General features: G+C 64.4%; 23 protein-coding genes. 12 read left to right on the top strand and 11 right to left on the bottom strand.

Translation table 11 applies throughout. From position 1 onward, the window contains the following. Window positions 1–83 precede the first annotated feature (83 nt). The gene (locus D3D01_RS12620; protein ID WP_121512417.1) at window positions 84–1,274 is read left to right on the top strand and encodes an MFS transporter; all 1,191 of its coding nucleotides are present in this window, start codon (window positions 84–86) and stop codon (window positions 1,272–1,274) included. Here the strand turns inward: D3D01_RS12620 and D3D01_RS12625 are convergent, their stop codons facing one another. Next, entirely contained in the window at window positions 1,275–3,296 is a 2,022-nt protein-coding gene (locus tag D3D01_RS12625) for an AMP-binding protein (protein WP_121512418.1), read from the bottom strand. Window positions 3,297–3,435: 139 nt separating this feature from the next. Further along, entirely contained in the window at window positions 3,436–4,305 is an 870-nt protein-coding gene (locus D3D01_RS12630) for an SDR family oxidoreductase (RefSeq protein ID WP_121512419.1), read from the bottom strand. A 247-nt stretch (window positions 4,306–4,552) separates the two neighbouring features. Between D3D01_RS12630 and D3D01_RS12635 the strand changes: the two genes are divergently transcribed. Genes D3D01_RS12635 through D3D01_RS12655 form a run of 5 tightly spaced genes read left to right on the top strand, consistent with a single transcriptional unit; the run spans window position 4,553 to window position 9,491 of the window. Then, window positions 4,553–5,902, top strand: a complete 1,350-nt coding sequence (locus tag D3D01_RS12635) for an ABC transporter substrate-binding protein (protein WP_121512420.1) — start codon at window positions 4,553–4,555, stop codon at window positions 5,900–5,902. 9 nt (window positions 5,903–5,911) lie between these two features. Continuing rightward, window positions 5,912–6,856: a branched-chain amino acid ABC transporter permease gene (locus tag D3D01_RS12640; protein ID WP_121512421.1), complete on the top strand. Its 945-nt coding sequence runs from the start codon at window positions 5,912–5,914 to the stop codon at window positions 6,854–6,856. After that, on the top strand, window positions 6,856–8,004 hold the full coding sequence (locus D3D01_RS12645) for a branched-chain amino acid ABC transporter permease (RefSeq protein ID WP_121512422.1): 1,149 nt from the start codon (window positions 6,856–6,858) through the stop codon (window positions 8,002–8,004). The genes D3D01_RS12640 and D3D01_RS12645 overlap by 1 nt, the downstream gene beginning before the upstream one ends. A gap of 1 nt (window position 8,005) precedes the next feature. Next, window positions 8,006–8,761: an ABC transporter ATP-binding protein gene (locus D3D01_RS12650; protein ID WP_121512423.1), complete on the top strand. Its 756-nt coding sequence runs from the start codon at window positions 8,006–8,008 to the stop codon at window positions 8,759–8,761. Continuing rightward, window positions 8,754–9,491, top strand: coding sequence for an ABC transporter ATP-binding protein (locus tag D3D01_RS12655; protein WP_121512424.1), 738 nt, complete (start codon window positions 8,754–8,756; stop codon window positions 9,489–9,491). Before D3D01_RS12650 ends, D3D01_RS12655 begins: the two co-directional genes overlap by 8 nt. A 19-nt stretch (window positions 9,492–9,510) precedes the next feature. Here D3D01_RS12655 and D3D01_RS12660 read toward each other — a convergent pair whose 3' ends face one another. Beyond that, entirely contained in the window at window positions 9,511–10,215 is a 705-nt protein-coding gene (locus D3D01_RS12660; RefSeq protein ID WP_101349893.1) for a helix-turn-helix domain-containing protein, read from the bottom strand. A 108-nt stretch (window positions 10,216–10,323) separates the two neighbouring features. On the opposite strand from D3D01_RS12660, the gene D3D01_RS12665 reads away from it, so the two are divergent. Next, window positions 10,324–10,908 carry a GNAT family N-acetyltransferase gene (locus D3D01_RS12665; protein ID WP_121512425.1) on the top strand — a complete coding sequence of 195 codons (585 nt, stop codon included), beginning with the start codon at window positions 10,324–10,326 and terminating at the stop codon, window positions 10,906–10,908. Window positions 10,909–10,930: 22 nt separating this feature from the next. Here D3D01_RS12665 and D3D01_RS12670 read toward each other — a convergent pair whose 3' ends face one another. After that, entirely contained in the window at window positions 10,931–11,404 is a 474-nt protein-coding gene (locus D3D01_RS12670) for a peptidylprolyl isomerase (RefSeq protein WP_121512426.1), read from the bottom strand. A 129-nt stretch (window positions 11,405–11,533) separates the two neighbouring features. Here D3D01_RS12670 and D3D01_RS12675 point away from each other — a divergent pair, with 129 nt between their 5' ends. Continuing rightward, window positions 11,534–13,216 (top strand): methylmalonyl-CoA mutase, encoded by a 1,683-nt coding sequence (locus tag D3D01_RS12675; RefSeq protein ID WP_121512427.1) that lies wholly within the window; start codon window positions 11,534–11,536, stop codon window positions 13,214–13,216. An 82-nt stretch (window positions 13,217–13,298) separates the two neighbouring features. Next, window positions 13,299–13,688 carry a methylmalonyl-CoA epimerase gene (gene mce / locus D3D01_RS12680; protein ID WP_101349889.1) on the top strand — a complete coding sequence of 130 codons (390 nt, stop codon included), beginning with the start codon at window positions 13,299–13,301 and terminating at the stop codon, window positions 13,686–13,688. A gap of 13 nt (window positions 13,689–13,701) precedes the next feature. On the opposite strand, the gene D3D01_RS12685 is transcribed toward mce, so the two are convergent. Beyond that, window positions 13,702–14,343, bottom strand: a complete 642-nt coding sequence (locus D3D01_RS12685) for an NUDIX hydrolase (RefSeq protein WP_101349888.1) — start codon at window positions 14,341–14,343, stop codon at window positions 13,702–13,704. A gap of 84 nt (window positions 14,344–14,427) precedes the next feature. On the opposite strand from D3D01_RS12685, the gene D3D01_RS12690 reads away from it, so the two are divergent. Continuing rightward, window positions 14,428–15,396, top strand: coding sequence for a sugar phosphate nucleotidyltransferase (locus D3D01_RS12690; RefSeq protein WP_121512428.1), 969 nt, complete (start codon window positions 14,428–14,430; stop codon window positions 15,394–15,396). Between the two features lie 28 nt (window positions 15,397–15,424). Here D3D01_RS12690 and D3D01_RS12695 read toward each other — a convergent pair whose 3' ends face one another. From D3D01_RS12695 to D3D01_RS12710, 4 genes are read right to left on the bottom strand one after another with little or no spacing between them, the layout of a single operon-like run. Next, entirely contained in the window at window positions 15,425–16,144 is a 720-nt protein-coding gene (locus D3D01_RS12695) for a diphthine--ammonia ligase (protein WP_121512429.1), read from the bottom strand. Between the two features lie 35 nt (window positions 16,145–16,179). Continuing rightward, window positions 16,180–17,301: a DUF373 family protein gene (locus tag D3D01_RS12700; RefSeq protein ID WP_101349885.1), complete on the bottom strand. Its 1,122-nt coding sequence runs from the start codon at window positions 17,299–17,301 to the stop codon at window positions 16,180–16,182. 40 nt (window positions 17,302–17,341) lie between these two features. Beyond that, window positions 17,342–18,337, bottom strand: coding sequence for a signal peptide peptidase SppA (sppA, locus tag D3D01_RS12705; RefSeq protein WP_121512430.1), 996 nt, complete (start codon window positions 18,335–18,337; stop codon window positions 17,342–17,344). After that, on the bottom strand, window positions 18,337–19,110 hold the full coding sequence (locus D3D01_RS12710; RefSeq protein ID WP_121512431.1) for a proteasome assembly chaperone family protein: 774 nt from the start codon (window positions 19,108–19,110) through the stop codon (window positions 18,337–18,339). Before D3D01_RS12710 ends, sppA begins: the two co-directional genes overlap by 1 nt. Before the next feature lie 51 nt (window positions 19,111–19,161). Here D3D01_RS12710 and D3D01_RS12715 point away from each other — a divergent pair, with 51 nt between their 5' ends. Continuing rightward, entirely contained in the window at window positions 19,162–20,073 is a 912-nt protein-coding gene (locus D3D01_RS12715; protein WP_121512493.1) for an RsmB/NOP family class I SAM-dependent RNA methyltransferase, read from the top strand. Further along, complete coding sequence (locus tag D3D01_RS12720) at window positions 20,070–20,570, top strand: hypothetical protein (RefSeq protein ID WP_121512432.1); 501 nt, start codon at window positions 20,070–20,072, stop codon at window positions 20,568–20,570. The genes D3D01_RS12715 and D3D01_RS12720 overlap by 4 nt, the downstream gene beginning before the upstream one ends. Before the next feature lie 44 nt (window positions 20,571–20,614). On the opposite strand, the gene D3D01_RS12725 is transcribed toward D3D01_RS12720, so the two are convergent. Together D3D01_RS12725 and D3D01_RS12730 are read right to left on the bottom strand one after the other, a co-directional pair. Then, a complete protein-coding gene (locus tag D3D01_RS12725) occupies window positions 20,615–22,192 on the bottom strand; it encodes a DUF790 family protein (RefSeq protein ID WP_121512433.1) in 1,578 nt (525 codons plus the stop codon). 68 nt (window positions 22,193–22,260) lie between these two features. Beyond that, on the bottom strand, window positions 22,261–23,595 hold the full coding sequence (locus D3D01_RS12730) for a DEAD/DEAH box helicase (RefSeq protein WP_121512434.1): 1,335 nt from the start codon (window positions 23,593–23,595) through the stop codon (window positions 22,261–22,263). Between the last annotated feature and the right edge of the window lie 15 nt (window positions 23,596–23,610).

Genomic DNA, 23,610 nt, shown 5'->3' on the forward strand with positions numbered 1-23,610 from the left:
GTCGGTGGTTATCGAGTTCCACGAGGAGAGTCCCATACTCGGGTCCGACATCTATTTTTCTCGGCTCGCTGTATCCGTTGTCTGTGACCGACCGCACAGACCGGGGCGTTCTCGCGGGCGTTATCTTTGCTGTGTTGCTGGCGCAGGTCCTGCTGTATCCGGGCGTCGACAGACTTGTCCAGTCGCTGGGTGCGACGACAGACCTGAACGCAAGTATGTGGTTCCTTGCGGCCGAGTTCGGGGCGTTCGTCGTTTTTGCCGGCGTGTGGGGCATGCTCAGCGACGCCACCGGACGGCGAACGCCATACATCGCCGGCGGGGCAGGCGCGGGCGCAGTGCTGTACGCCCTCATCGCGTGGCTTCCCGAGGCAGTCTCGCTTCCATTTGTCGGCGTGCTGGTCTTGCGGGTGCTGCAGGGTGGAGCGACGATCGCCGCGTTCTCCCTGGCGATGACGATGCTGATGGACCTCGGCGGCGGCCACGGCAAGAATATGGGTGCGGCAGGCATTGCGATCGGCAGTGGCACAGCGCTCGGAGCGCCACTCGGCGGCCAACTGTACGAAATTCAGACGACGCTTCCGCTGTACGTGGCGAGCACGCTGTCACTCGTCGTCGCAGTGGCTGCCTTGCTTGTCACCGACCGCGCACCGTCGGACGGGCGGTCGGGCCTTTCTGCGACCGTGTCCGGGCTCAAGCAGCGGCCGACGCTCGGCGTGCCGTACGCCTTCGGGTTCATTGACCGCCTCACAGCGGGCTTTTTCGCGCTCGTCGGCACCCTGTATTTCAGAGAGACGTTCGAGCTTGGACCCGGCGAAACCGGCGTCATGCTGGCGCTTTTTTTCGCCCCGTTCGCCCTCTTGCAGTATCCCTTCGGCATCCTCTCTGACCGCATCGGCCGAACTGGTCCGATTGTTGTCGGGTCGGTGCTGTACGGACTCACTGTTGTCGGCGTCGGGCAAGCGCCGACGGTCACCATCGCCGGCGCAGGGATGGTACTGACCGGCGTTATCGGCGCGCTGATGGCCCCGGCGACGATGGCGCTCGTGTCGGACCTCGCCAGCGAAACGGAGCGCGGCACCGCTATGGCCGGGTTCAACATTTTCGGCAGCGTTGGCTTCCTCGCTGGCATCCTCGTCGGTGGCACCGTCGCTGGCGCTTTCGGCTACCCCGCCGCGTTCCTCGTCGCCGGCGGGATGGAAGTCGTCCTCGCGGTGCTCGCACTGCCCGGACTGCTACGGCTGGAGCGGCCGACCGAGGATGCCGTCAGGGGCTGATTACGACGCGTCGCGGACCTCGTCAAGCGCCTCTGGGTTCTCGATGCTGGACATATCACCCAGGTCCTCCCCGCGGTAGACGCCAGCAATTGCTCGGCGGATTATTTTCCCGCTCTGCGTCTTGGGGAACTCGTCGACAAACAGTACCTCGCGGGGCCGGAACGGCTTACCGAGTTCCTCGCCGACGGCGGCGCGAATATCGTCGCGGAGGTCGGCCGAGGGTTCGTAGCCGGGCTCGAGCACGGTGTAGAGAACGACGGCAGTGCCGGTGGTGTCGTCCGGGGCACCGACGGCGGCAGCCTGATTAACGGCGTCGTGTTCCATCGCCGCGCCTTCGACTTCCGCCGGGCCGACCTTCCGTCCAGCGACGTTGAGCACGTCGTCGGCCCGGCCGTGGAGGAACCAGAGGCTGTCCTCGTCCTTCTGTGCCCAGTCACCGTGGTCCCAGACGTCGTCCCACGTCGACCAGTACTCGTTCAGGTAGCGTTCGTCGCCGCTCCACAGCGACCTCGTCATCGACGGACAGGAGTCCCGAGCGACCAGATAGCCGCGCTCGTGCGTGTCAGCGATGGATTCGCCGGCGGAGTCGACGATGTCGATGTTCATCCCCAGCCCCGGACCGCCCAGCGTGCAGGGCTTGAGCGACTGAATCGGCATCGGCATCAGGAAACACCCCATGATCTCGGTCCCGCCGGAGATATTGATGATTGGACAGTCCTCGTTGCCCACGTTCTCGTAGAACCACTGCCAGCTCTCGGGGTCCCAGGGTTCGCCGGTCGACCCCAACAGCCGCAAGCTTGAGAGGTCGTGCCCGTCCAGCCACTCGTCGCCCTTCTTGCGGAGCGCCCGAATCGCGGTCGGCGAGACACCGAAGGTGGTGATGTCGTGCCGGTCGATCATCTCCCAGAAGCGGTCCGGTTCCGGGTGGTCCGGCGCGCCCTCGTACATGAAGACAGTCCCGCCGAAGGCGTGGTTCCCCAGCAGCGTCCATGGCCCCATCATCCAGCCGATGTCGCTCACCCAGAAGAAGCGGTCGCTGGGCTTGTGGTCGAAGCCGAAGTATATCTCTTTGGCCGCCTGCATGAGCGCGCCGGCGTGCGTGTGGACGATACCCTTCGGCTTGCCGGTCGTTCCAGAGGAGTACAGCAGCATCGACTCCTGATTGCTCGGAAGCTCTGTGGCCGCGTACTCGTCGTCGGCGGTCTCGATAGCCTCGTCCCACCACTCATCGCGGCGGGTCCAGCGGATCGTCTCGTCGGGGTCGTCCGCGACGCCGAGGCGGTCGTAGACGACAGTGTGTTCGACCGGCGTCGTCCCCAGTTCTTCGCCGGCCTGCTTGATGGCCTCGCCCGCGCTGCCCTTGAGGTGGACACCGGAACCGCGGCGGTAGAAGCCGTCGCCGGTGAACAGGACGGAACACTCGGCGTCGGCGATACGGGTCGCCGTCGCGTCGACGCCGAACCCAGAGAATATGGGGACGGCGATTGCGCCGACCTTGAGACAGCCGTACAGTATCGACGCGACTTCGGGAATCATCGGCATATACAGGCCGACGGTGTCGCCGGTGCCGACGCCGACGGACTCCAGGTAGTTCGCTACTTTACTGGCCTGCCGATTCAGTTCGTGGTACGTGACTTCCCGCACGTCGCCGGGTTCGCCCTCCCAGATGAGCGCGACTGTGTTTCGGGTCGGGCTGTCCCGCGCTGCGTGGCGGTCCAAGACGTTGTGGGCGGCGTTGATTGTCCCGCCGGTGTACCAGTCGGTGAACTGTGGCCCCGCACTATTGTCCCGGACCTGATCGTAGTCTTCGAAGAACTCGATGTCGAGGTACTCCGGGAGCAGGTCCCAGAACCACTCGACGCCCGAGTCGGGTTCCTCGGGTAGGTCTGTGGTCGTTCGCTCGATGAGTTCGTCGTAGTTGTCGATGTCGTACGCCTGCATGAATTTCCAGACGTTCGTCGATTCGACGAACGCGTGGCTCGGTTCGTGGACGATGGAGTCGACGTGGTTTTGTTCGCTCATTGCGTCAGTATTCCGTAGTGTTTGGTCGTCTGGTATAAACTGGTACCGCCGCCCGGCACGCGTTACTGGGCCGGTCGGGTAGTCCGGTTCCGCACCGCCCGTGTGACACAGGGGCCGGTCAGCTACTCACGTCATTGTCTCACTCGTACGTCTTTGTCATGCCGCCGTCGAACAGCAGGTCCCCGCCGTTGAGATGGTCGGCGTGGGCCGAGAAGCCAAACACGAAGAGGTTCGCCACGTCGATGGGGTCCATCATCTCCTTGACCCGGGCCTGTCCCAGCATCACGTCGTCGATGACCTCGTCGACGCTGATTCCTCGTTGCTCGGCAGTGTCGGGGATCTGGTCGACGACCAGCGGCGTCTTGACGTAGCCGGTGCTGATAGAGAACCCGCGGAGCCCGTCACCGCCCTCGGCGGCGATTGACTGTGTCAGTCCCCGCAGGCCGAACTTCGAGACGTTGTAGGCCACCTTATCCGAGGTCACGTAGTGTCCGTGAACAGACGCCATGTTCCCGATGGCACCGACGCCGTCGTCGGTCCGGCGGATGTGAGGGATGACGCGTTTCGACAGCGCGAGCGGGGCGCGCAACATCACGTCGTGCATCTGGTCGTACTTCTCCATCGGGAAGTCCTCGATGGCGTCGATATGCTGGAGGCCGGCGATATTGGCGAGGTAGCGAACCGTGCCGTGAGAAGCCGCAGTCTCGACGATGGCCTCAATGTCCGCATCATTCGCGAGGTCGCCGGTCACTGTCTCGACGGTCCCATCGAGGTCGAGGGCCGCCGCTGTGTCCGCGACTTCGCCGAGGCCGTCCACGTCGATGTCCGTCGCGACGGCGGTCACCCCGTTGGCGGCCATCGCCAGCGCCGTCGCCCGGCCGATGCCCGACCCGCCGCCGGTCACCAGACAGACGGTGTCGCTCGTGTAGTGGTCGTCGTCGACGAACAGGATCGAGGACTCGTCGATCGGCTCGACTTCGAGCCGTTCGTGAGAGGTGCTGGATGCCATTCGGTCACACGTTCTCCAGACACGTCCGAATAGGGGCGGGTTGACATGTATACCCGACTGGCTGCTGTGGGGGACCCGCAGTCCGGCGCGAGAACGCCGTGCCGCTGTCTCGCCGGCTACCGTGGTTTACGTGTAAACCTCTCGTTATTCGGGGGTTACGTCGGAATCAACAGCTATCCCTGTGAGCGTGGCACACACTGCGTGACCAGCTTCCCCGGACTCGTCCGGGGCGTATTGGGACACACCTATGAAACGAACGACAACGGACCATGACAACGAAGGTATCGGCAGGCGACAACTGCTCTCCGCGATTGGCGGCTCGGCCGTCGCCGCAGCGCTCGCTGGCTGCTCGACGTTGCTGAGCGACAGCGACACGGCGGACCAGGGCGGGCAGTCCGGCGGCGGCATCTCCGCGGAACCGATACAGGCCGGGCTGTTGACGTTCACCCGTGGCGCACCGGGCGTCCTCGGGATTCAGGCCCAGCGCGGGGCCGAGCTCGCAGTCCAGCGCATCAACGAGGCGGGCGGCATCGGCGGGCAACGAGAAATCGAACTGGACGTGGTCAACGAGGGGTCAAATCCCCTTGACAGCTACAACCAGTTCATCGAGGAAGGGAAAGAGGTCACCTTCGGTCCCATCTCCAGTGGCACGCACAGTCAGATCGCCCCCGAAGTCGAGAAAAACGAAGTCATCAACGTCGGGACCGACGGGACGGTGACGACGCTCTACGAGGAGACGGTCACCGACCCGACCTACTCCTTCCGCTTCCAGAACTACGACATCATGGAGGTGGTGACGATGGCCCGCGAGGCCGTCGAGCGCATCGGCGCTGACAACATCTCGACCGTCGCCGGTGTCAACCCCGGTTACTCCTTCGGCGAGGACGAGATGCGGGTGTTCACACAGGCCATTCAGAAACTCACTGACGCCGAAATCGTCTACGAGGGATTCCCGGAACTCGGGGCCAGTGACATGTCGAATCACATCACCTCGATCAACAACGAAGAGCCGGACGTGACCTTCTCTAGCCTCTGGGGCGGCGACGTGACGACGTTCGTCCGGCAGGCCAACGCCAACGACATGTTCGAGAACACGACGGTGTTCGGCACGACGCTGTACAGCGCGGCCGGCGACGTGCCGGGCGATGCACTGGCCGGGACGGACATCTACTCCGGGTCGCGCAACTACTACTGGGGCCTGCCGGCGCTCGGGAACTGGCAGCCCGGCCGCGAACTGTTCGACGCCGCGACACAGCAGGATGGCGTGACGGTCCCGACGGCTCACTACATGAGCGGGTACGGGGCGGTCACCGCCTGGGCGACGGCCGTCGAGAAGGCCATCGACCTGCTAGGCACCTACCCGAGTCAGGAGCAGATCGCGCAGGTTCTGGAGGGCCACGGCTTCTTCACACCGGCCGGCTACCACAACATCGCCGAGGACCATCAGGGCGCGTCGAACTCCTTCGCCGGGCAGATGGTGTACGACGACGACCTCGGCGCGGCCAGGCTCGAAGACGTGAACACTTACGCCGCTACCGAGACAGCGCCGCCGCCGGGCGTTACCGGGAGCGACTGGCTGGACGGCTGGAGCGCCTGATACCGAGCCATGGCCGTAACACCCACAGCCGCGCTCGTCCAGACGCTCAACGGCATCCAGTTCGGGTTCATCCTGTTCATGATCGCCTCGGGACTGACCGTCATCCTGGGGATTCTGGATGTCCTGAACCTCGCCCACGGGGAACTGTTCTCGCTGGGCGCGTACACCGCCATCGGCGTGTTCGGGTTTCTTATCGGTATCGTCGGCCCGCCGGGCGGTGGCGTCGTCGGCACCGCCGTGTTCATACTCGTGGTCCTCGCCGCCGTGCTGGTGACGGCGGCCATCCTCCTCCCCGTCGGCACCCTCTTTGAAGCGGTGTTCCTGCGCCAGATCTACGACCGCGACCAGGTGTACCAGCTGGTTCTGACCTTCGCTCTCTTGCTCATCCTCCTCGACGTGAAGAAGTTCATCTGGGGGGACAGCTCGATACGGACCGACGCCGTCTACAGCGCTATCAACACAATCTCGACGAGCGAACTCGTCGGGCTGAACTACCCGACCTACAACGTGTTCGTCATCTTCGTCGGCACGGCCGTCGTTGCGGGACTGTTCTGGTTCTTCGAACGCACGAAGACCGGGCGCATCATCAGAGCAACGGCCATCGACCGCGAGATGGCGACTGCCATCGGCGTCAGCACCGACCGCGTGTTCACGCTCGTGTTCGCTCTCGGCGCCTTCCTCGCGGGGTTCGCTGGCGCGGTGGCCGTCCCGCCGACGGCGGCGACGCTTGAGATGGGCACCAATCCGCTCGTGCTTTCCTTCGTCGTCATCGTCATCGGCGGCCTCGGAAGCCTCCGCGGCGCGTTCGTCGGCGCACTCCTCGTCGGTGTCATCCGGAGCTGGATGATTACGCTGTACCCGCCCGGCGAAATCGCGGCCCCGTTCGCAATCATGGCGCTCATCCTGCTGGTCAAGCCAGAGGGCCTGTTCGGAACGTGGGGTGAGACAGCGTGATGCCTGAGCGCATCGACCGCGACGGAACGCCAGCGTACCGCTTCCTCGGGGTTGAGCTGACCCGTCGGGAAGGAGCCTTTCTCGTCCTCGGGGTCGTGTTCCTGTTCCTTATCCCCGACATCGCGAGCCTCTCAGATAGCCTCCAGCTCAGCGTCATCCATCAGGGGCTGTTGTTCGGCTTCGCGGCAGTCGGGCTGAATCTCCTGCTTCGCCACACGAAGCTTACATCGTTCGGCCACGCGGCCTTCTTCGGCACCGGCGCGTACGCGACCGCAGTCCTCGCACGCTATGCCGGGGTCCAGAGCGTCGGTCTGCTGTTGCTCGGGGCCATCGCGGCCGCGACGGTGATGGCAGCCATCATCGGAGTGCTATCCCTGCGACACACCGGGCTGTACTTCGCCCTCCTGACGCTGGCCTTCGGCCAGCTCCTGTACGCCATCGCGCTCGGCCAGAGCGCACTCGGGGGGAGCGACGGGCTCCCGATCCGGCCGGGGCCGGCGAACCAGCCGCTTCTGTTCGGGACCGCGTTTAGCCCCGACGTGTACCAGATCTTGACGTACTACCTGACAGTGGTCGTCATCCTCATCGGCCTGTTCGTGATGTACCGCATCACCCAGTCGCCGTTCCGCAACGCCCTCGACGCCATCGGGCAGGAACGGACCCGGGCGCGGTTCATCGGCCTCCCGGTTCGGCGGTACGTCTGGGCCGCCTTTGTCATCTCGGGTATCTACGGCGGCGTCGCGGGCGGGCTGTACGCCGTCGTCCGCCAGTACGTTCGCCCGGAGGGGACGCTGTTTTTCCTCCGGTCGGGTGACATCCTGTTCATGGCGATACTGGGCGGGTTCCGGACACTCGTCGGCCCGCTCATCGGTGGTGTTGTCCTCATATTCCTGCAGGACGTGGGGCAGGACATCACCCAGTACTACGAGTTCCTGACCGGCGTGGTGCTCCTGATACTGGTGTATGGGTTCCCGCGGGGCATCGTCGGGTCCCTCCGGTCCGGCGGTGTCGTCAACGCGCGGCTCAGTGAACTGCGCCGGGAACCGGCCGTCCTGTCGACGTGGGGCCGGAGCGCCGCGCAGTCGATAGAACGGAAGGTGACAGCGGCACTGACCAGCCTGCGGATAATCCTCTTTGGAGTCGATTGAGATGCTCGAAGCACGCAATCTGCGGAAGTCCTTCGGTGAACTGGTCGCAACGGACGATATCACGCTCGAATTCGGCAAGGAGGAAGGCGAACTCGTCTTCATCGTCGGCCCGAACGGGGCCGGGAAGACGACGTTCATCAACCTCCTCACCGGCTTCCTCTCACCGGATGAGGGCTCCATCGTCCTCGACGGCGACGACATCACCGGGATGTCGGCGAACGGGCGCGTCGACGCCGGTATCGCCCGGAGCTTTCAGGTCGTCAAGGTGTTTGAGGAGATGACGGTCCGGGAGAACCTCCGAACAGTCGTGCTGACCGAACGGGACAAGACCTGGAGCCTGTTCTCGATGGCCGACGGTCACGAGGAGGTCGAGGCACAGGTCGAGGAACTGCTCGAGAAGTTCCGCCTAGAAGACGCGGCCGACACCGTCGCTGAAGAGCTCCCCCACGGCGACCGAAAACTGCTCGACGTGGCGATGTCGTTCGGCCTCGACCCGGATTACCTCCTGCTCGACGAGCCGACCTCCGGGGTGTCGACCCGTGAGAAGGAGTACGTCATCGAGACCATTGTCGAGGTCGGCCGGGCCGAGGGCGTCACGACGGTCACAATCGAACACGACATGGACATCGTCACGGAGTACGCCGACCGCGTCGTCGCGCTCCATCAGGGCGCAGTCCACGGGGTCGGCCCGCCGACAATGCTCGAAACCGACGACGAACTTCGGCGGCTTCTCTTGGGGGTGGGTGACGATGAGTAGTGAACCGCTGCTCTCGGTTCGCGGCCTCAACGCCGCCGTCCAGGGGTTCCAGGTGACCGAGGACATCGACCTTGACGTGAACGCCGGCGAGGCGGTCGGGCTGGTTGGCCGCAACGGAGCCGGTAAGACGAGTACCTTCCGCGGTATCATGGGCCTGACACCGGTCTGGAGCGGCTCAGTCAAATTTCGCGGCGAGGAGCTGACCAGCATCCGCTCGGAGCTGATTCCCAAGCGAGGCATCGGCTATCAGCCCGAAGACCGGAAGCTGTTTACCGGGATGACCGTCGACGAGAACTTCCGGCTCCCGATATGGACCAGCGGGGAGGCCCGCGCCATCGACGACGAGGACGCAGTTATCGAGAGCGTCTACGACGTGCTCACCGAACTCGATGACCGCCGGAACGCAAAGGTCCAGAACCTCAGTGGCGGCCAGGCGAAAATGGTCGCTATCGGCCGGGCGCTGGCGCTCCAGCCTGATTTGCTCATCCTCGACGAACCACTGGAGGGATTAGCTCCGGTCGTCGTCGAGAGCCTCAAGCGCTACATCCGGGCTATCAACGACCGAGGCATCGCGGTTCTCATCGCGGAGTCCAACGTCACGCACGTCCCAGAAGTCGTGGACCGCCTGTACGTCATCGAGCGCGGAGATATCATCGCCAGCGGCGACCCCGAAGAGCTAGCGGCCGACGAAGACATCCAGAAACTGATGCAGGGGAGCGGGGCGGAGTAGCGGCAAATCTCAACTACCTTCACTCCGTCACGTCGTTCATCGCCGTCGTGACGCGGTCGAGTATCTTCCGCTGACTCCGCCGGAGGTTCTTTGAGATGGCCATCTTTGAGACGCCGAACTCCTCGGCGAGCGACGACAGGGTGGCGTCTCGGGGCGTGTCGAAGTAGCCGCCTTCGACGGCTTTCTCCAGCGTATCTCGTTCTACGTCCGATAGTTCCCGACAGCCATCGACCAGCCGCTTCGCTGAATCGATGTTCTGTAGCAAGTCGTAGTAATCTTCGAGGTCGACTGACTCGCGGGACCGGATCGTGTAGTCGTTGTCCCGGTCCAGTTCCGACAGGGTCCCCTCGGCGACGCGCTCGGTATCGAAGCCGACGTGCCAGATCTCCGACCCATCCCGGATGCGGAACGGCCCGGTGATGTAGCCGCTGTGGTCGCGGATGACGCTCATCGCGTTCGTCTCATCGATGCGCGAGCGGATGAGCGCCAGATCGCCCTTCCGGCGGAGCAGCTGATAGGACTCCATGTGGTCGTGTGCTTCGAGCGCGTTCAGCCCCCGGTCCAGCTCTTCCCGGTCCGCCCCGTTGACCATGATCCGGGTCTCAAGCTCTCGCTCGACAGGGTGAAAATCCCACTGTTTGGCCAGAAACGACACCTCGTAGTCCCGTGTCGTGTCGATGTACGGACAGTCGTACTGGACCATGTCCATCTCGAGCGATATCATGGGCAATCAATCATGTTGGACTGCCTTAGTGATTGCCTCTCCGCCACCTCGTTAGCCCATGTCAGCCACGCCGCAAACCCTTTTGACTGCGGCAGTTAACTTTCAGGTATGTACGTCCGGGATGCGAAAAACCGCGAGGAAGTCTGGTTGCTCGACCGTATCGAGGAGATGGGGCTGGACGAGACGGCTTTCAGATCCCGGGACTACGTTGTCGCTATCGACGAGGAGAGCCACGAGAAGGCGGGCTTTGGCCGCATCCGTATCCATAAGGGCGGCGACGAACCGGTTTGTGAACTGACCAGCATCGGTGTCCTGCCCGAATGGCGCAATCAGGGCGTCGGTGCCCACGTCATCGAGCGGCTAGTCGAGTACGCGGGCGATGAAGGGTTCGACACCGTCTACTCGCTGACGAACGCCTCGGAGTTCCTCGCGCAGTTCGGCTTCGAGCGCCTCGAGCCGGCGCAACTCCCTGACTCGCTTCGGGACCGGCTCGCGACCAAACAGGAGAACATCCAGCCAGACGCGGTACCGCTCCGGGTGGCCGTCGACCGATTCGAGGTACCCGGCCACCTCCGCACGCGGTTCAAGCAGGCTAGTGCCGGGGAATCCGAGGAGGCCGAGCCGGAGGAGGGTCCCGAAGACTTCGGCATCGACCCCGACGAAGCGACCTATAAGTACGACACGGGCGATTGATCGGCTACCAACGACGAACGGATTATCTGACGTCGACGATTTCGATGTCGAACACGAGCGTCTTGCCGGCCAACTCGTGGTTAAAATCCACCTCGACGGCGTCGTCTCGGACAGCAGTCACGTCTCCGTGAAGCCCGTTTTCGGCCTCGACATGGATTCCGACGTCGGGCTCTTTTCCCACCATGCCCTCAAACGTGTCGGGGTCGTACTCGCGGATGCGGTCGGGCTGAAACTCACCGTAGGCCTTCTCCGGGGGCACTGTGACAGTTGCTTCCTCGCCCGCAGCCATGCCGACGAGCACCTCGTCGATCCCCTCGATGATCTCTCCTGCACCGACAGTGAATGAAAGCGGTGCGTACTCGCTCGCGTCGACGCCCTGTGCCTCGATGAGTCCGTGCTCTCTGGCGACTTCGGGACGTGACGTATCGAAGACGGCCCCGTCCTCGAAGCGGCCGACGTATTCGATGGTGACGCCGTCACCCGGTTCGATTGGCATACGTCCTCGGTAGATGACGACGATATAAACCCACCTCGGAACAGTCCGCCGTGGACCGCCGCGGGAAGTGTATTACAAACCGTGAAGGATTTAAGAACCCTTAAGCCTCCGCCGTCCGACAGTCCGCCCATGTTTGACCCCGACGAGCTGGCGGAGATACGGGAGTCGAAGGCTCAGTGGGAAGAAGACGACGTCCAGCCCACCGTCGACCGTTTTGGCGAACGTAAGGAGACGTTCACCACGGATACTGAGGGACACGAAGTAGACCGCCTGTACACCCCCGAAGACATCTCCGATGTCGACTACGAGGAGGACATCGGCTTCCCCGGCCAAGAGCCATACACTCGCGGCGTGTATCCGACCGGCTATCGGGGCCGACTCTGGACAATGCGCCAGTACGCCGGGATGGGGACCGCGACGGAGACCAACGAGCGGTTCAACTACCTGCTCGACCAGGGCCAGACCGGGCTGTCGATGGCATTTGACCTCCCGACGCAGATGGGCTACGACTCCGACCACGCGATGGCCGCCGGCGAGGTGGGCAAGACCGGCGTCGCTATCGACTCACTCGACGACATGGAGACCGTGTTCGACGGCATCCCGCTGGACGAGGTGTCGACGAGCATGACCATCAACGCTCCCGCATCGGTGCTTTTGGCGATGTACATCGCTGTCGGCGACAAGCAGGGCGTCGACCGCGAGGAACTTCGCGGGACCATCCAGAACGACGTCCTCAAAGAATACATCGCCCGGAACACGTTCATTTACCCGCCGGAGCCGTCGATGCGGCTCATCACCGACATCTTCGAGTTCTGCGCCGCCGAGACGCCGAAGTTCAACACAATCTCCATCTCGGGCTATCACATCCGCGAGGCCGGCTCCACGGCCGCGCAGGAGATCGCGTTCACCCTCGGCGACGGCATCGAGTACGTCGAAGCCGCCATCGACGCCGGCCTCGATGTGGACGAGTTCGCGCCCCAGCTATCGTTCTTCTTTGCCTCCTACAACAACATCTTCGAGGAGGTGGCGAAGTTCCGGGCGGCGCGTCGCCTCTGGGCGAGAATCATGGACGAGCGCTTCGACGCCCAGAACCCGAAGTCCAAACAGTTGAAGTTCCACACCCAGACCGCCGGATCAACGCTGACCGCCCAGCAGATCGAGAATAACGTCGTTCGGGTCTCCTACCAGGCGCTCGCGGCCGTCCTCGGGGGGACCCAGAGCCTCCACACCAACGGCAAAGACGAGGCTATCGGCCTGCCGACCGAGGAGTCCGTCCGAACGGCGTTGCGGACCCAGCAGATTCTCGCCCACGAGTCCGGCGCGGCGGACACCATCGACCCGCTCGCCGGGAGCTACTACGTCGAGTCGCTGACCGACGAACTCGAAGCCGAGGCCCGCGAACTCATCGAAGAGGTCGACGAGCGCGGCGGCATGCGCCGCTCCATCGAGGAGCAGTGGGTCCAGCGCCAGATTCAGGACGTGGCCTTCGAGCGCCAGCGCGAACAGGAGGAGGGCGAGCGCATCATCGTCGGCGTCAACGAGTATCAGGTCGAGGAAGAGGGCGAGCAAGACATCGAGGAGGTCGACGAGGCCGTCGAGCAGGCCCAGCAGGACAACGTCGCCGCAGTTCGAGAGGAGCGTGACGAGGAGGCCGTCGAGGCGAAACTCGACGCGCTCCGAGCCGCCGCCGAGGGCAACGAGAACGTCATGCCCTATATCATCGACGCGGTAAAGGCGTACGCCACGACCGGCGAGGTGTGTGACGTGTTCCGCGACGTGTTCGGCGAATACCAGCCCGGCTCGTCGATGTGAGATCGGTCGAAACGTAGATTCAGCCTGCTTTCCAGCCCTCAATGCTCCCAGAATTATAAGCTATCCCGGTGTACGGCCGTCCATGCAATTCGACCACGCCGGCATCGCGACGGATGACGCCGACCCGCTCGCAGAACTGTTCGCTGACGCCTTCGGGACACCGGTCGTCCACGAGGAGACGTTTGATGGCCTCCACGTGACGTTTCTGGAAATGGACAACGGCTACTTCGAACTGCTAGAGCCGCTGCCGGACGCCGACGGCGCGATTCCCAGATACCTCGACAGCAACGGTCCAGGCATCCACCACGTGGCGCTAGCGACAGACGACATTGCTGCCGCGCTGGAGACTGTCAGTGACTGTGGTATCGACCGAATCGACGAGGAACCGCGACCTGGCGCGTGGGGCCACGACGTGGCGTTCCTCCATCCGAAGTCGACCGGCGGCGTGCTCGTGGAACTGGTCGAGCACTGACCGCCTGCGATACTCACTTGTCGTCGAGGAGGGCCGCAAACCGTTCCTCGGCTCCCGGCGTCAGGCGCTCGGGTGGCTCCGCGAACCACGCCGCGCCGACGAGTTCCGACTCGTCCACGTCGAGGCTCCCCTTCTTGTACTCCGCTTCGAGGTAGATATCGAGCGTATGTACCGACCCCTGTGCATCGGTGTTCGGATAGTACTTGGAGTGGACGACCTCCGCGACTCCAGTGACCGTACAGCGGATGCCTGTCTGTTCGTTGACACGGCGCATGGCTGTCCCTTGCACTGACTCGTACTCGTCGCCCTTGCCGCCGCCCGGGAGTGCCCACATGTCAGCGCCGCGCCCCAGCACCAGCAGCACCCGGTCGCGGGTGTCGCCGGCAGCCTGCTCGGGTATCTGCTGGCTTAGGTCCGGAAAATTGGAGCCGTCTCGGGTGACGAACACGACGCTGTTCCCGGAGTACCCAGTGCCACGTGTCGCAGTAAACACGTCGGCATATTCGTCAGGTGATAGCTCGAAGGTCTTCTCGGTGACCGGAACCTCGTCGTAGGCCGCCTCCAGACTGGAAATGCGCTCGTCGACGTTCGTCTGGTTGATCTTTTCCGTGAGGTTCGCATCCGCAGTCCCCTGCCCGTCGGCGTCGTCAGTCATACGGGGTTGTACTCCGGGGCACCGATAAGTGCCGCGGTCCAGCCGATGAAAAAGAACTTGTATTCTGCTTGTCTCTTTTCGAACATGAAAGCGATTGTCCTTGCAGGCGGGTATGCCACCCGACTCTGGCCTGTCACCAAGCACCGGCCCAAGATGCTGCTTCCTGTCGGTGAGACGACTGTCATCGACCGGATTCTCGGCGAGTTAGAGGCGGACGATCGCATTACCGACGTGTTTGTCAGCACGAACCAGCGGTTTGCCGACGACTTCCGGGACCACATCGCCGCGAGCAACTTCGAGAAGCCGTCCCTGACCGTCGAGGAAACCGCCGAGGAGGACGAGAAGTTCGGCGTCGTCGGCGCACTCGCCCAACTGGTCGACCGGGAAGGACTCGGCGATGAAGCCCTGCTGGTCATTGCCGGCGATAACCTCATTAGCTTCGACATCGCGGAGTTCGTCGATTACTTCGAGCAGTACGACGACCCCACGCTCGCCGCCTACGATGTCGGATCCCTAGAAAAGGCCAGCTCTTACGGTCTCATCGAACTCGACGGCGAGGAAGTTACGGAGTTCCAGGAGAAGCCCGACGACCCCACCAGTACCCTCGTCTCGATTGCCTGCTACGCCTTTCCGCCCGGTGCGATTCGTTTCGACGAGTACCTCGACGACGGGAACAACCCTGACGAACCCGGCTGGTTCATCCAGTGGCTCGTCGAGGACGGGCCAGTCCGTGCGTTCACCTTCGACGACGCCTGGTACGACATCGGGACGCCCGAAAGCTATCTGGAGGCCGTCGCGTGGGAACTCGACGGGGACAGCGTTGTCGCGGAGGACGCGACCATCGAGAACACTACGCTCGGAGCGAACGTCCACGTCCTCTCGGGAGCCGAGGTCGTCAACTCAAGCCTCGACAACACCATCGTGTTCCCGGACACGATGATCCTCGATTCGGATATCCGCCAGTCGATTATCGACCGAGAGACACAGGTCGAGAGTTTAGACCTCGCCGGCGCACTCATCGGTGCACACACGCAGCTGACGGACGGGAGCTAACAGCCACCGATGTTGCAGGCGCTGTGAGTTACGCCAGCCACGCGTCTTCGATTTTGAGCGTCCCCCGACTGCCGTCCCACTCCGTCTCGTACGCCAGTTCGATTCGCCGGTCCATGTGCGGGCCGTCGGTGACCAGCGTCTCGAACTCGCCGCCCTCCCCGAGGATGTGGACACCGTACTCGTCGTTGAGCGATTCCAGTTCGTCGAGCGCGTCGGCGTCGAGCGTGCGACCCAGCCAGGACTCGTCGAGGCCGTAGGCGGCCACGCGGATAATCTGTATTTCGAAGCCGGCATCCAGCATCGCGTCGGCGAGGTCGCGTGGGTTCTCTTGCCACAGCGGCGCGAACACGTTGGCTTCGAGTCGTTCGGCCATCGATTCGATGCGGGTCGTCTGGTACTCGCTCTCGACAGCCCCGGCGGTGACACCGGTGATGCCGCCGTCCAGTTCATCGTCGAGTTCGCGCAGTGCTGCTTCCAGCGGTTCGAGTTCGGCGTTGCCCTGCTCGCCCGAGTCGGACACGTCCTCGGCCTCGAAATCGGCAGGCTCGACCTCGACCAGTGGGATGCCGATACTCTCGGCAGCCAGGCGGGCTAACCGGGTCGCCGGGACGTGGTACATGTACGAGTCGCCGTCCGGGTGGACCGTCACCAGGCGTTCGAGGGGATGGCCTCGTTCCAGTGCCCGGTACAGCGCCCACGAGGAGTCTTTGCCGCCGGAGAACAGCGAAACCCACGCGCCGTCTGTCATGGCCGCCGGTAGCCGTCGGCGGCGTAAATCGCTGTCTATTCCACCAGTTCGTCTTCGATATCGGTGTGGCTGACGTAGGTCGCCACTCGGACGCCAACGAGACTGATGAGGATACCCGCGAGGATGAATAGCGCGAGACGGGTGCCAGCCTCCAGCAAGAACCCCTGAATCTGTACGATGCCGAGGTTCGTCTCCGGCACCTGAAACGGCTCGAACACGCCACCGCGTTCGAGGAAGTACGCAGAAAAACCACGAACGACGAGGCCGACTGCGACCGCACCGAACGGGAGATTCACGTACGCGCTCCGAACCCCCTCTTGCTGGATGAGTTCGTCCAGCAGGCGACCGAGCGAGGCGGCCAGCGCCGCGCCGGTCAGCCACGGGACGGACGCGAAGGCGAAACGGTTCGCAAGCAAGAACGGACTGATGTCACCGACCGCGGAGACGCCCAGCACGCCGGCGAAGACCCCGACGAGCGAGAGCCCGGCGGCGACGACGTAGGTCACGAGCGATACCTGTCCCGAATACAGCGCTTCCCGGGTCTGGCCGGGAAGCCGCGACAGGTACGCGTCGATACCCAGTCCCTTGTAGATGAGGAACACGCCGACGGCGGCCGCGATAGCGCCGACGGCGATGGTCGGGCTGGTGACGACGAGCAACAGCGGGAACGCGAGCATGATGATTCCCACGGGGACCAGCACTGTCTTTCGCAGTTCCTCGTCGGCCAGGAACTGCTTGAGCAGGTAGTACGTCGACTCGATGTCGCGGGCCTGACGGACGACGACGCGGTCGACGGCGTCGACCTGAACGCGGCTCTCGATGATTGGAACCAGCCGCTCGTCGTCGGCGCTGTCGACGACGACGACCGCGGAGTCGGGGTCGTGCTCGGCGACCAGACTCTCTATCTGGCTAGCTATCTCCCGGTCCGAGCCGACGCTGTCGCTCCCGCCACCGACGACGGCGAGGACCGGCGAGGACCCCTCGGCTTCGAGTTCATCGGTGACTGCGAGCCCTTCGAGGAGGCAGTTGACCCGGCTGTCTTCCGGGTCAACGACGCCCGTCTGGGTGATGAGTGACTCGACGGCGTCGCGGCCGACGACGGGACACGCCGCTGCAGCCGGACTGTCTCTGTCGATACACACCACCAGCGTAGTCACACTACGGCGAAGGCGGTCCCCGAATAAAAAACCTCCCGAGCTATCGCCGGAAGGAGAGGCCTTCGATATCGCCGTCGGCGACGCCGGCGATACCCGCACCGAGGGCGAAGGCGACCTGCTGTGCGCCCCCGCGGAGTTTCCCTGCAAGTCCGCGTTCAGGCTCGTACTCCTTGAGCGTCACAGCCTCGCCCAGCCGTTGTTCCAGACTCGCCTCGACATCGTCTCGCGTGCCGAGTCGGTCGACGAGTCCACGCTCGTCCGCTTCCTCGCCGAGGAAGATACGCGCCTCGGTGGCTTTGAGCGTCTCGGTGTCCATCTCGCGGCCCTCGGCCACGGTGTCGATGAACTGGTCGTAATAATCGTCAACGATACCCTGCAGGTACTCGCGCTCGTCCTCGGACATCTCCTTCAGCGGCACGCCGGCGTCCTTGTACTCACCGGCGGTGAACTGCTCGTAAGAGAGGCCCAACCGGTCGGCCAGTTCCTTGGCGTTGACCCGCGATCCGACGACGCCGATTGACCCGACGATAGAGCCCTCTCGCGCCCACAGCTCGTCACAGCCGGCGGCGATGTCGTAGCCGCCGCTTGCACACACGTCCGTCGCGTAAGCGATGGTCGGGCCGTCGAACTCCTCGGCGGCGATGCGGATGTCCTCGCTGGGGACGATTTCGCCTCCCGGCGTGTTGAGCTTCAGAAGCAGTGCCTTCGAGCCGCGGTCCTCGTCGGCCCGTTCGATCTGTTCGACGATGTCGTCAGCCGACGCACCGACCGGCGGGCTGGTGATGCCGCCACCACCGTCACGGCTGATCGGCCCTTCGACAGCGACCTCCGCGACGTTGTGTACCGGGAGGAGGGAGCTGGCGATGTTGCTGCCGATACGGGCTGTGGCGACGGCGACAGCGACGACCAGCAGGACGCCGAGCAACTGGGCGAGGTTGTCAGGTGTTCTGACAAACAGCACCCATCCCAGAACCGTGCCGATAGCGACGACGATTACGACCAGTAGCCCACGAACGATGTCATCTGCGCCCGCCATTACTGATACATCCCGAGCGGTCGCGCGCTCGTACTCTCCTCTTGATTCTCCTGTAGTTGCTGTGCCAGCTGTGCCTTGGCGCGCCCGATTTCTTCAGCCTGCTCGACCAGCGCCTCGGTGTCGATTTCGAAGTCAGCTAGCGGACTGAGGCCCGTCTGGAGCAGCGCCCGCGCCGCTTCCGGGTCGGGGAACTGCTGGTCGGCTTCGACGATGAGTCCGACACTCGTCAGGCCGATTCGCTGTGACTCGTGGACCAGCGCGCCGGTCGGCCCAGTGATCGCGCCGTTCTCAGAGGGCGGAGTTACCTCCGCCTCGGCGAGCAGCCTCGCCCCGTCGCCCGTCGAGATGCCGTACACGCCCGGAACCCCGTCTTTCTCGGCCGGACGGCCGCTGAGATAGACCGGCGTCGCGTCGTTAGCCTCGAACCAGCTGACCATACAGCCGGCGAACTCCTTCGCGCCGGACGGGGACACCGGGGCGTCGCTCTGAAGAACGAGCAGGTCACGGTCCTCGTCCGCGTACAGCCGGACCGGCGGGCGAACGTCCGGGTCGTCCGTTTCGTACACGGCGATTTCTGGCAACCCCTCACAGTGGGCCGACGCGTAGTACTCCATATCGTAGACGTCGACGAGATGGTCAGCGGCTATCTTGCCGACGAGTCCGACGCCCGGGAGTCCCTCGATCAATGTCGGTGAGTCGAGAGAAATGTCGTCGCGGTGGACCTGTATGTGTGCCATGTCTGTGGTATCGTCCGCCGACGGCTTGAAAGCCATGGGCCGGTGCCGTTCGAAACCCACAAACCGACCGCCAGCGAACGCCGGACAATGGAACCACTCGACCGCTACCGACCCATCATCGACGACTTCGAGGCGTTCATCGACGCGTGTGAACGCCCGCTGCCGTCGGCTGTCAGGGTCAACAGTATCAAAGCCACCGTCGAGCGGGTCCGGGCGGCGCTTTCGGAGGCTGACATCGCCTACGACCCAGTCGACTGGCACGACGGCCTGTTCGTCCTGCCCGAGGACTCCCCCGGCGCGAACTGGCCGTACTTCCACGGCTGGATTCACGGCCAGGAAGAGGTGTCGGCGATTCCGGCGACCGTACTGGACCCGCAGCCCGGCGACCGGGTCTGGGACGCCTGTGCCGCGCCGGGCAGCAAGACGACCCAGCTCGCCGCGCTGATGGACGACACCGGCGAGGTCGTCGCAACCGACAACAACCTCGGACGGATTTCAGCGCTACGGACCAACACCGAGCGGTTGGGTGCGACAACGGTGGCCGTCACCCACGAGGATGGCCGCAACCACTCACTCAAGCCCTTCGGCGGCGAGGGATACGACCGGGCGCTCGTCGATGTCCCCTGCTCCTGTGAGGGGACTATCCGAAAGAACCCCGACACGCTGGAGGACTGGTCGCTCTCGCACGTCGAAGGCATCTCCGGTGTTCAGAAAGGCATCCTCAGGCGGGCCGTCGAGGTGACCAAGCCGGGCGGCACCGTCGTCTACTCCACCTGCACGTTCGCCCCGGAAGAAAACGAGGCCGTGCTGGACTACGTGCTCGACGAGGTGGCCTGTGAAATCGTCGAGTACGACCTCCCACTGGACCACGCTCCGGGCATCACCGAGTGGCAGGACGAGACCTACGACCCGAGCGTCGCCGACGCCAATCGCATCTACCCCCACCACAACGACACGGGCGGGTTCTTCTGTGCGAAACTGGAGGTGCGAGCGGAATGAGCGACGGGAGCACGGAGTTCACGCGGCTCCCAGAGACAGACGAAGAGCGAGAAGACCCCGAGCGGGCGACCCGCGAAGAAGTGCTCGACTTCTGGACCGAACGGTTCGGCGTCCCGCCGGAGACTTTCGAGGGGTACACGTTCTGGGAACGCGGCGCTGGCAAACTATGGCTGTATCAGGGCACCCCCCCGTCGCCGGTCGACATCGAGGGCCTTGGAATGACGTTCCTGCGGACGCGCCAGGAACACTGGAAGCCGACGCTGGAGGCCGTCCAGCGGCTCGGCGACCACGCCACGAAGAACGTCATCCACCTCGATGAGGACGCCGCCCGAGCGTTCGTCGCCGGCGAGGACCGGGAACTCAACTGGGACGGCGACTGGGGGTATCTCGTCGTCACCCACGACCTCGCCGGCGAGGCCGAACCGGTCGGCGTCGGCCTGTACGTCTACGGCGAACTCCGGTCACAGGTTCCGAAGGGCCGCCGCCGGGACCTCTGAGATAGGTCCGCTCTCTCCCTCCGGCCCCCGGTATTGGGCGCGTCTCACTCCCGCGGCTCGATAGTCCCGCCACCGAGCCCCTCCCAGGCGACCCGATAGCCCAGTCGCGCAAGAGCGGCGCTGTCGTCCGCGATGCCGTACTCGGCCAGCCGGTCGCTCGCCGCCTCGTAGTCCATCCCGGGCCGGATTTCCTCGGTCAGTTCCTCCAGCACAGCCGGAGCGACGAGGGTCCGGCCGACGCGCTCGTGGTCGGGAAAGGTCACGCCCTCAAGCGCATCTTCGCTGACGCCGTACTCCGCGGCGAGGTCAGCGAGCGAAATAACCGAGTCTTCCGGGCGGAGTTGGTCGGGGATGGCCGCGGCGCTTTCCCGCACCAGTCGGTCCTCGTAGGGCCGTAGCGCGTCCCGCACGGCTTTCACGCTGACCGTTCCGGCGTAGGGAATTGCCCGATTGTCCGTCGATTCGATTTCCTCCCCGACGCCGAGCGAGTCGTCGACAGCGACTAGCATCTCCACGTCCTCCAAGGCGTCGAGGCGAGCGAGCTTCTTCTCGACGTACTCCGGCGTCCAGAAGCCCATAATCTCGAAGAAGACGCGGAAGGGGGTATCGTCACCGCCAGTCCCGCCAGCCCCGCCCACGCCCCCGCCACTACGGCCGGTGTCCCGAACCCCAGTATCAGCGCCGGGTCGCCACTCGAAGGCGAAGTCCGGGATGACGACGTGTTCGCCGGCCGACAGCGGCTCCGGCTCGCGTATCAGATCCCAGTCGAGGTTCAGCGCGGCGAACCGGCCGGCGAAGTCGGCTTCGACGCCGCTATCGTAGCTGACCTCCGTTACGGGCTCGACACCGGGCACGGAGATGTCCCCGTCCGAGAGGGTGAGTTCCCGCTCGGTGCCCCGGTCGTCGATGGTCGCCGTCAGCTCCCACTCGCTCGCAGTCGCGACCGTTCGCAGGAGACGAGCGAAGCGGGTCCCGTACCGGCGCGTGTTCGAGAACAGCGCGTCAGGACCTGTGACGACCACCTCCCGCCCGTTCGCGGTCCGGCGGATCTCGTACAGCAGCCGGAGGCGCTTGACCGCAGAGACGAGCGATTTCGGGTCCGAAGAGCGGACCCGAAGTTCCGTTGCGTCGAACAGTGCCGTCTGCGCCAGCGAGAGGTTGTACTGGGTCCGCAGTTCTGTAGGCCCCCAGCGAGAATCCACCGCAGTGATGATCTGTCGCGAGTCCCGGTCGGCGTACAGCGCGTCGGCCAGCGTCGCGGCGTCCGTGCCGAAGTGGTCAGCGGCCTCTGCGAGTGCCTGTTCCAGCTCGGCCTCGTTCACAACCCCGATATCCGCAGCGGCTTCGAACACCCGACGACGGGCGCGAACGGGGTCGACAGGGGCCTGCGTCTCGAAGGTGGCCTCCCGCTCGACGAGTTTCGCCAGCCCGCGGACCAGCTTGAAATCGTCGGCTTCACGCTCTACGTCCGCAAGTGCCGCCTCCAGTGTCTCGCGGGACTGGCCGACGTGGCCCTGGTAGATTCCGAGCACGCGGGCCGCCAACCGCTCCGCGTCGGCGTCGGCGAACTGCAAGTGATAGCCGCCGGCGCGCGAGACGCGCAGGAGGTCTTTCGTCAGCACACGCGTGTCTCCGCCGTGGAGCGACAAAAACGCTGTCGACAGCCGCCGCGGTGCGGAACGACGGCGCGCTACCGCCGCCGTCTAGCAACCCGCTCCTCAGCGGTCTCCTCTGTCACGAGTTCGTACAGCAGTGCCCGCCCGCTGTCGGCCTTCGGCCGAAGAATCCGGCCGAGTCGCTGGGTAAACTCCCGCTCTGAACCGCTCCCCGAGAGGACGACGGCGACGTTCGCGTCGGGTACGTCAACACCCTCATCGAGGACGTTCGCCGTCACGACCCGGGAGTACACTCCGTCACGGAACCGCTCCAGAATCTCCCGGCGCTCGCTTGCGCCAGTTTCATGCGTTATCGCCGGAATCAGGAACCGCTTGGAGAGGCGGTACACGAGGTCGGTGTGAGCGGTGAAGACGATGATTCGGTCCCCGCGGTGCCGGTCCAGAATCGCCGCCAGCCGGTCGACCTTCCGCTCGGCGTTCATCATCACCTCGCGGGCGCGCTGTTTCGCCAGCAGCGCCTCGCGGGCCGCCGGGTCTGACCCCGACCGCTTCACGAGTTCCTGATAGTCGCTGCCGGATCGCAGTCGGATGCTCGACTGTTCGAGATAGTCGGTGAACGTCCCCTGGTGGGCCTCGTAGCGCTCGCGCTCGTCCGGCGTGAGTGAAACTTCGATCCGCTTGATATCGTAGTCCGCGAGATGCTCACCCGCCAGGTCGTCGACGCTGACCCGCCTGACGAGCGGCCCGACGAGGTCTTCGATGGCCTCGTGGGCTCCATCCGGCCGCTCGAACGTCGCCGTTAGCCCGAGTCGAGCCGGGGCAGCGAGCAGTCGAGCGATATCCCGATAGCCCTTCCCACCGAGGTGGTGGACCTCGTCGAAGACCACGAGCCCGAACCGGTCGCCAAGTTCATCGGCCCGCAGGTACGCGGAATCATACGTCGAAACCGTGATATCCTCGATTCGCTGCTCGCCCCCGCCCATGCGGCCGACCGGCTGGTCGAACTCCCGCTGTAGCTCGCGTTGCCACTGCTCCATCAGGTCGATAGTCGGGACTACGACCAGCGTCGGCGTCCCCAGCGCGACCATCGCCGCGATGCCGATAACGGTCTTGCCACTCCCCGTCGGTAATTCGAGACAGCCCCTGTCATCAGCCTCTCGCCAAGCGTCTAGAGCCGCCTGCTGGTAGTCTCTGAGGTCGTACGCCGTCGAGAGCGACAGTGACGAGAGAGAGTAGACGCAGTCCTCGTATGCCAGCCCACGCTCATCGAGGTCGGCTGCAAGTTCGGCGTACCGGTAGGCCGGCGCTCGCCCTGTCTGTGAACGCCGGTTGTACTCGACAGCGGGCAGGTCCAACGGCGGGTCTCCCGACACGCGGATTGTTCCCGACTCGTACCTCAGCTCCAGCATATCCGGTGATTCGCC

It is taken from the genome of Haloarcula sp. Atlit-7R (assembly GCF_003666065.1).
Taxonomy (GTDB): domain Archaea; phylum Halobacteriota; class Halobacteria; order Halobacteriales; family Haloarculaceae; genus Haloarcula; species Haloarcula taiwanensis.

Excerpts from the sequence above, each read along its gene's own strand:
- D3D01_RS12625 (WP_121512418.1), bottom strand. The coding sequence starts at position 3,296 with ATGAGCGAACAAAACCACGTCGACTCCATCGTCCACGAACCGAGCCAC.
- D3D01_RS12630 (WP_121512419.1), bottom strand. The coding sequence starts at position 4,305 with ATGGCATCCAGCACCTCTCACGAACGGCTCGAAGTCGAGCCGATCGAC.
- D3D01_RS12635 (WP_121512420.1), top strand. The coding sequence starts at position 4,553 with ATGAAACGAACGACAACGGACCATGACAACGAAGGTATCGGCAGGCGA.
- D3D01_RS12640 (WP_121512421.1), top strand. The coding sequence starts at position 5,912 with ATGGCCGTAACACCCACAGCCGCGCTCGTCCAGACGCTCAACGGCATC.
- D3D01_RS12645 (WP_121512422.1), top strand. The coding sequence starts at position 6,856 with ATGCCTGAGCGCATCGACCGCGACGGAACGCCAGCGTACCGCTTCCTC.
- D3D01_RS12650 (WP_121512423.1), top strand. The coding sequence starts at position 8,006 with ATGCTCGAAGCACGCAATCTGCGGAAGTCCTTCGGTGAACTGGTCGCA.
- D3D01_RS12655 (WP_121512424.1), top strand. The coding sequence starts at position 8,754 with ATGAGTAGTGAACCGCTGCTCTCGGTTCGCGGCCTCAACGCCGCCGTC.
- D3D01_RS12660 (WP_101349893.1), bottom strand. The coding sequence starts at position 10,215 with ATGATATCGCTCGAGATGGACATGGTCCAGTACGACTGTCCGTACATC.
- D3D01_RS12665 (WP_121512425.1), top strand. The coding sequence starts at position 10,324 with ATGTACGTCCGGGATGCGAAAAACCGCGAGGAAGTCTGGTTGCTCGAC.
- D3D01_RS12670 (WP_121512426.1), bottom strand. The coding sequence starts at position 11,404 with ATGCCAATCGAACCGGGTGACGGCGTCACCATCGAATACGTCGGCCGC.
- D3D01_RS12675 (WP_121512427.1), top strand. The coding sequence starts at position 11,534 with ATGTTTGACCCCGACGAGCTGGCGGAGATACGGGAGTCGAAGGCTCAG.
- mce (WP_101349889.1), top strand. The coding sequence starts at position 13,299 with ATGCAATTCGACCACGCCGGCATCGCGACGGATGACGCCGACCCGCTC.
- D3D01_RS12685 (WP_101349888.1), bottom strand. The coding sequence starts at position 14,343 with ATGACTGACGACGCCGACGGGCAGGGGACTGCGGATGCGAACCTCACG.
- D3D01_RS12690 (WP_121512428.1), top strand. The coding sequence starts at position 14,428 with ATGAAAGCGATTGTCCTTGCAGGCGGGTATGCCACCCGACTCTGGCCT.
- D3D01_RS12695 (WP_121512429.1), bottom strand. The coding sequence starts at position 16,144 with ATGACAGACGGCGCGTGGGTTTCGCTGTTCTCCGGCGGCAAAGACTCC.
- sppA (WP_121512430.1), bottom strand. The coding sequence starts at position 18,337 with ATGGCGGGCGCAGATGACATCGTTCGTGGGCTACTGGTCGTAATCGTC.
- D3D01_RS12710 (WP_121512431.1), bottom strand. The coding sequence starts at position 19,110 with ATGGCTTTCAAGCCGTCGGCGGACGATACCACAGACATGGCACACATA.
- D3D01_RS12715 (WP_121512493.1), top strand. The coding sequence starts at position 19,162 with ATGGAACCACTCGACCGCTACCGACCCATCATCGACGACTTCGAGGCG.
- D3D01_RS12720 (WP_121512432.1), top strand. The coding sequence starts at position 20,070 with ATGAGCGACGGGAGCACGGAGTTCACGCGGCTCCCAGAGACAGACGAA.
- D3D01_RS12730 (WP_121512434.1), bottom strand. The coding sequence starts at position 23,595 with ATGCTGGAGCTGAGGTACGAGTCGGGAACAATCCGCGTGTCGGGAGAC.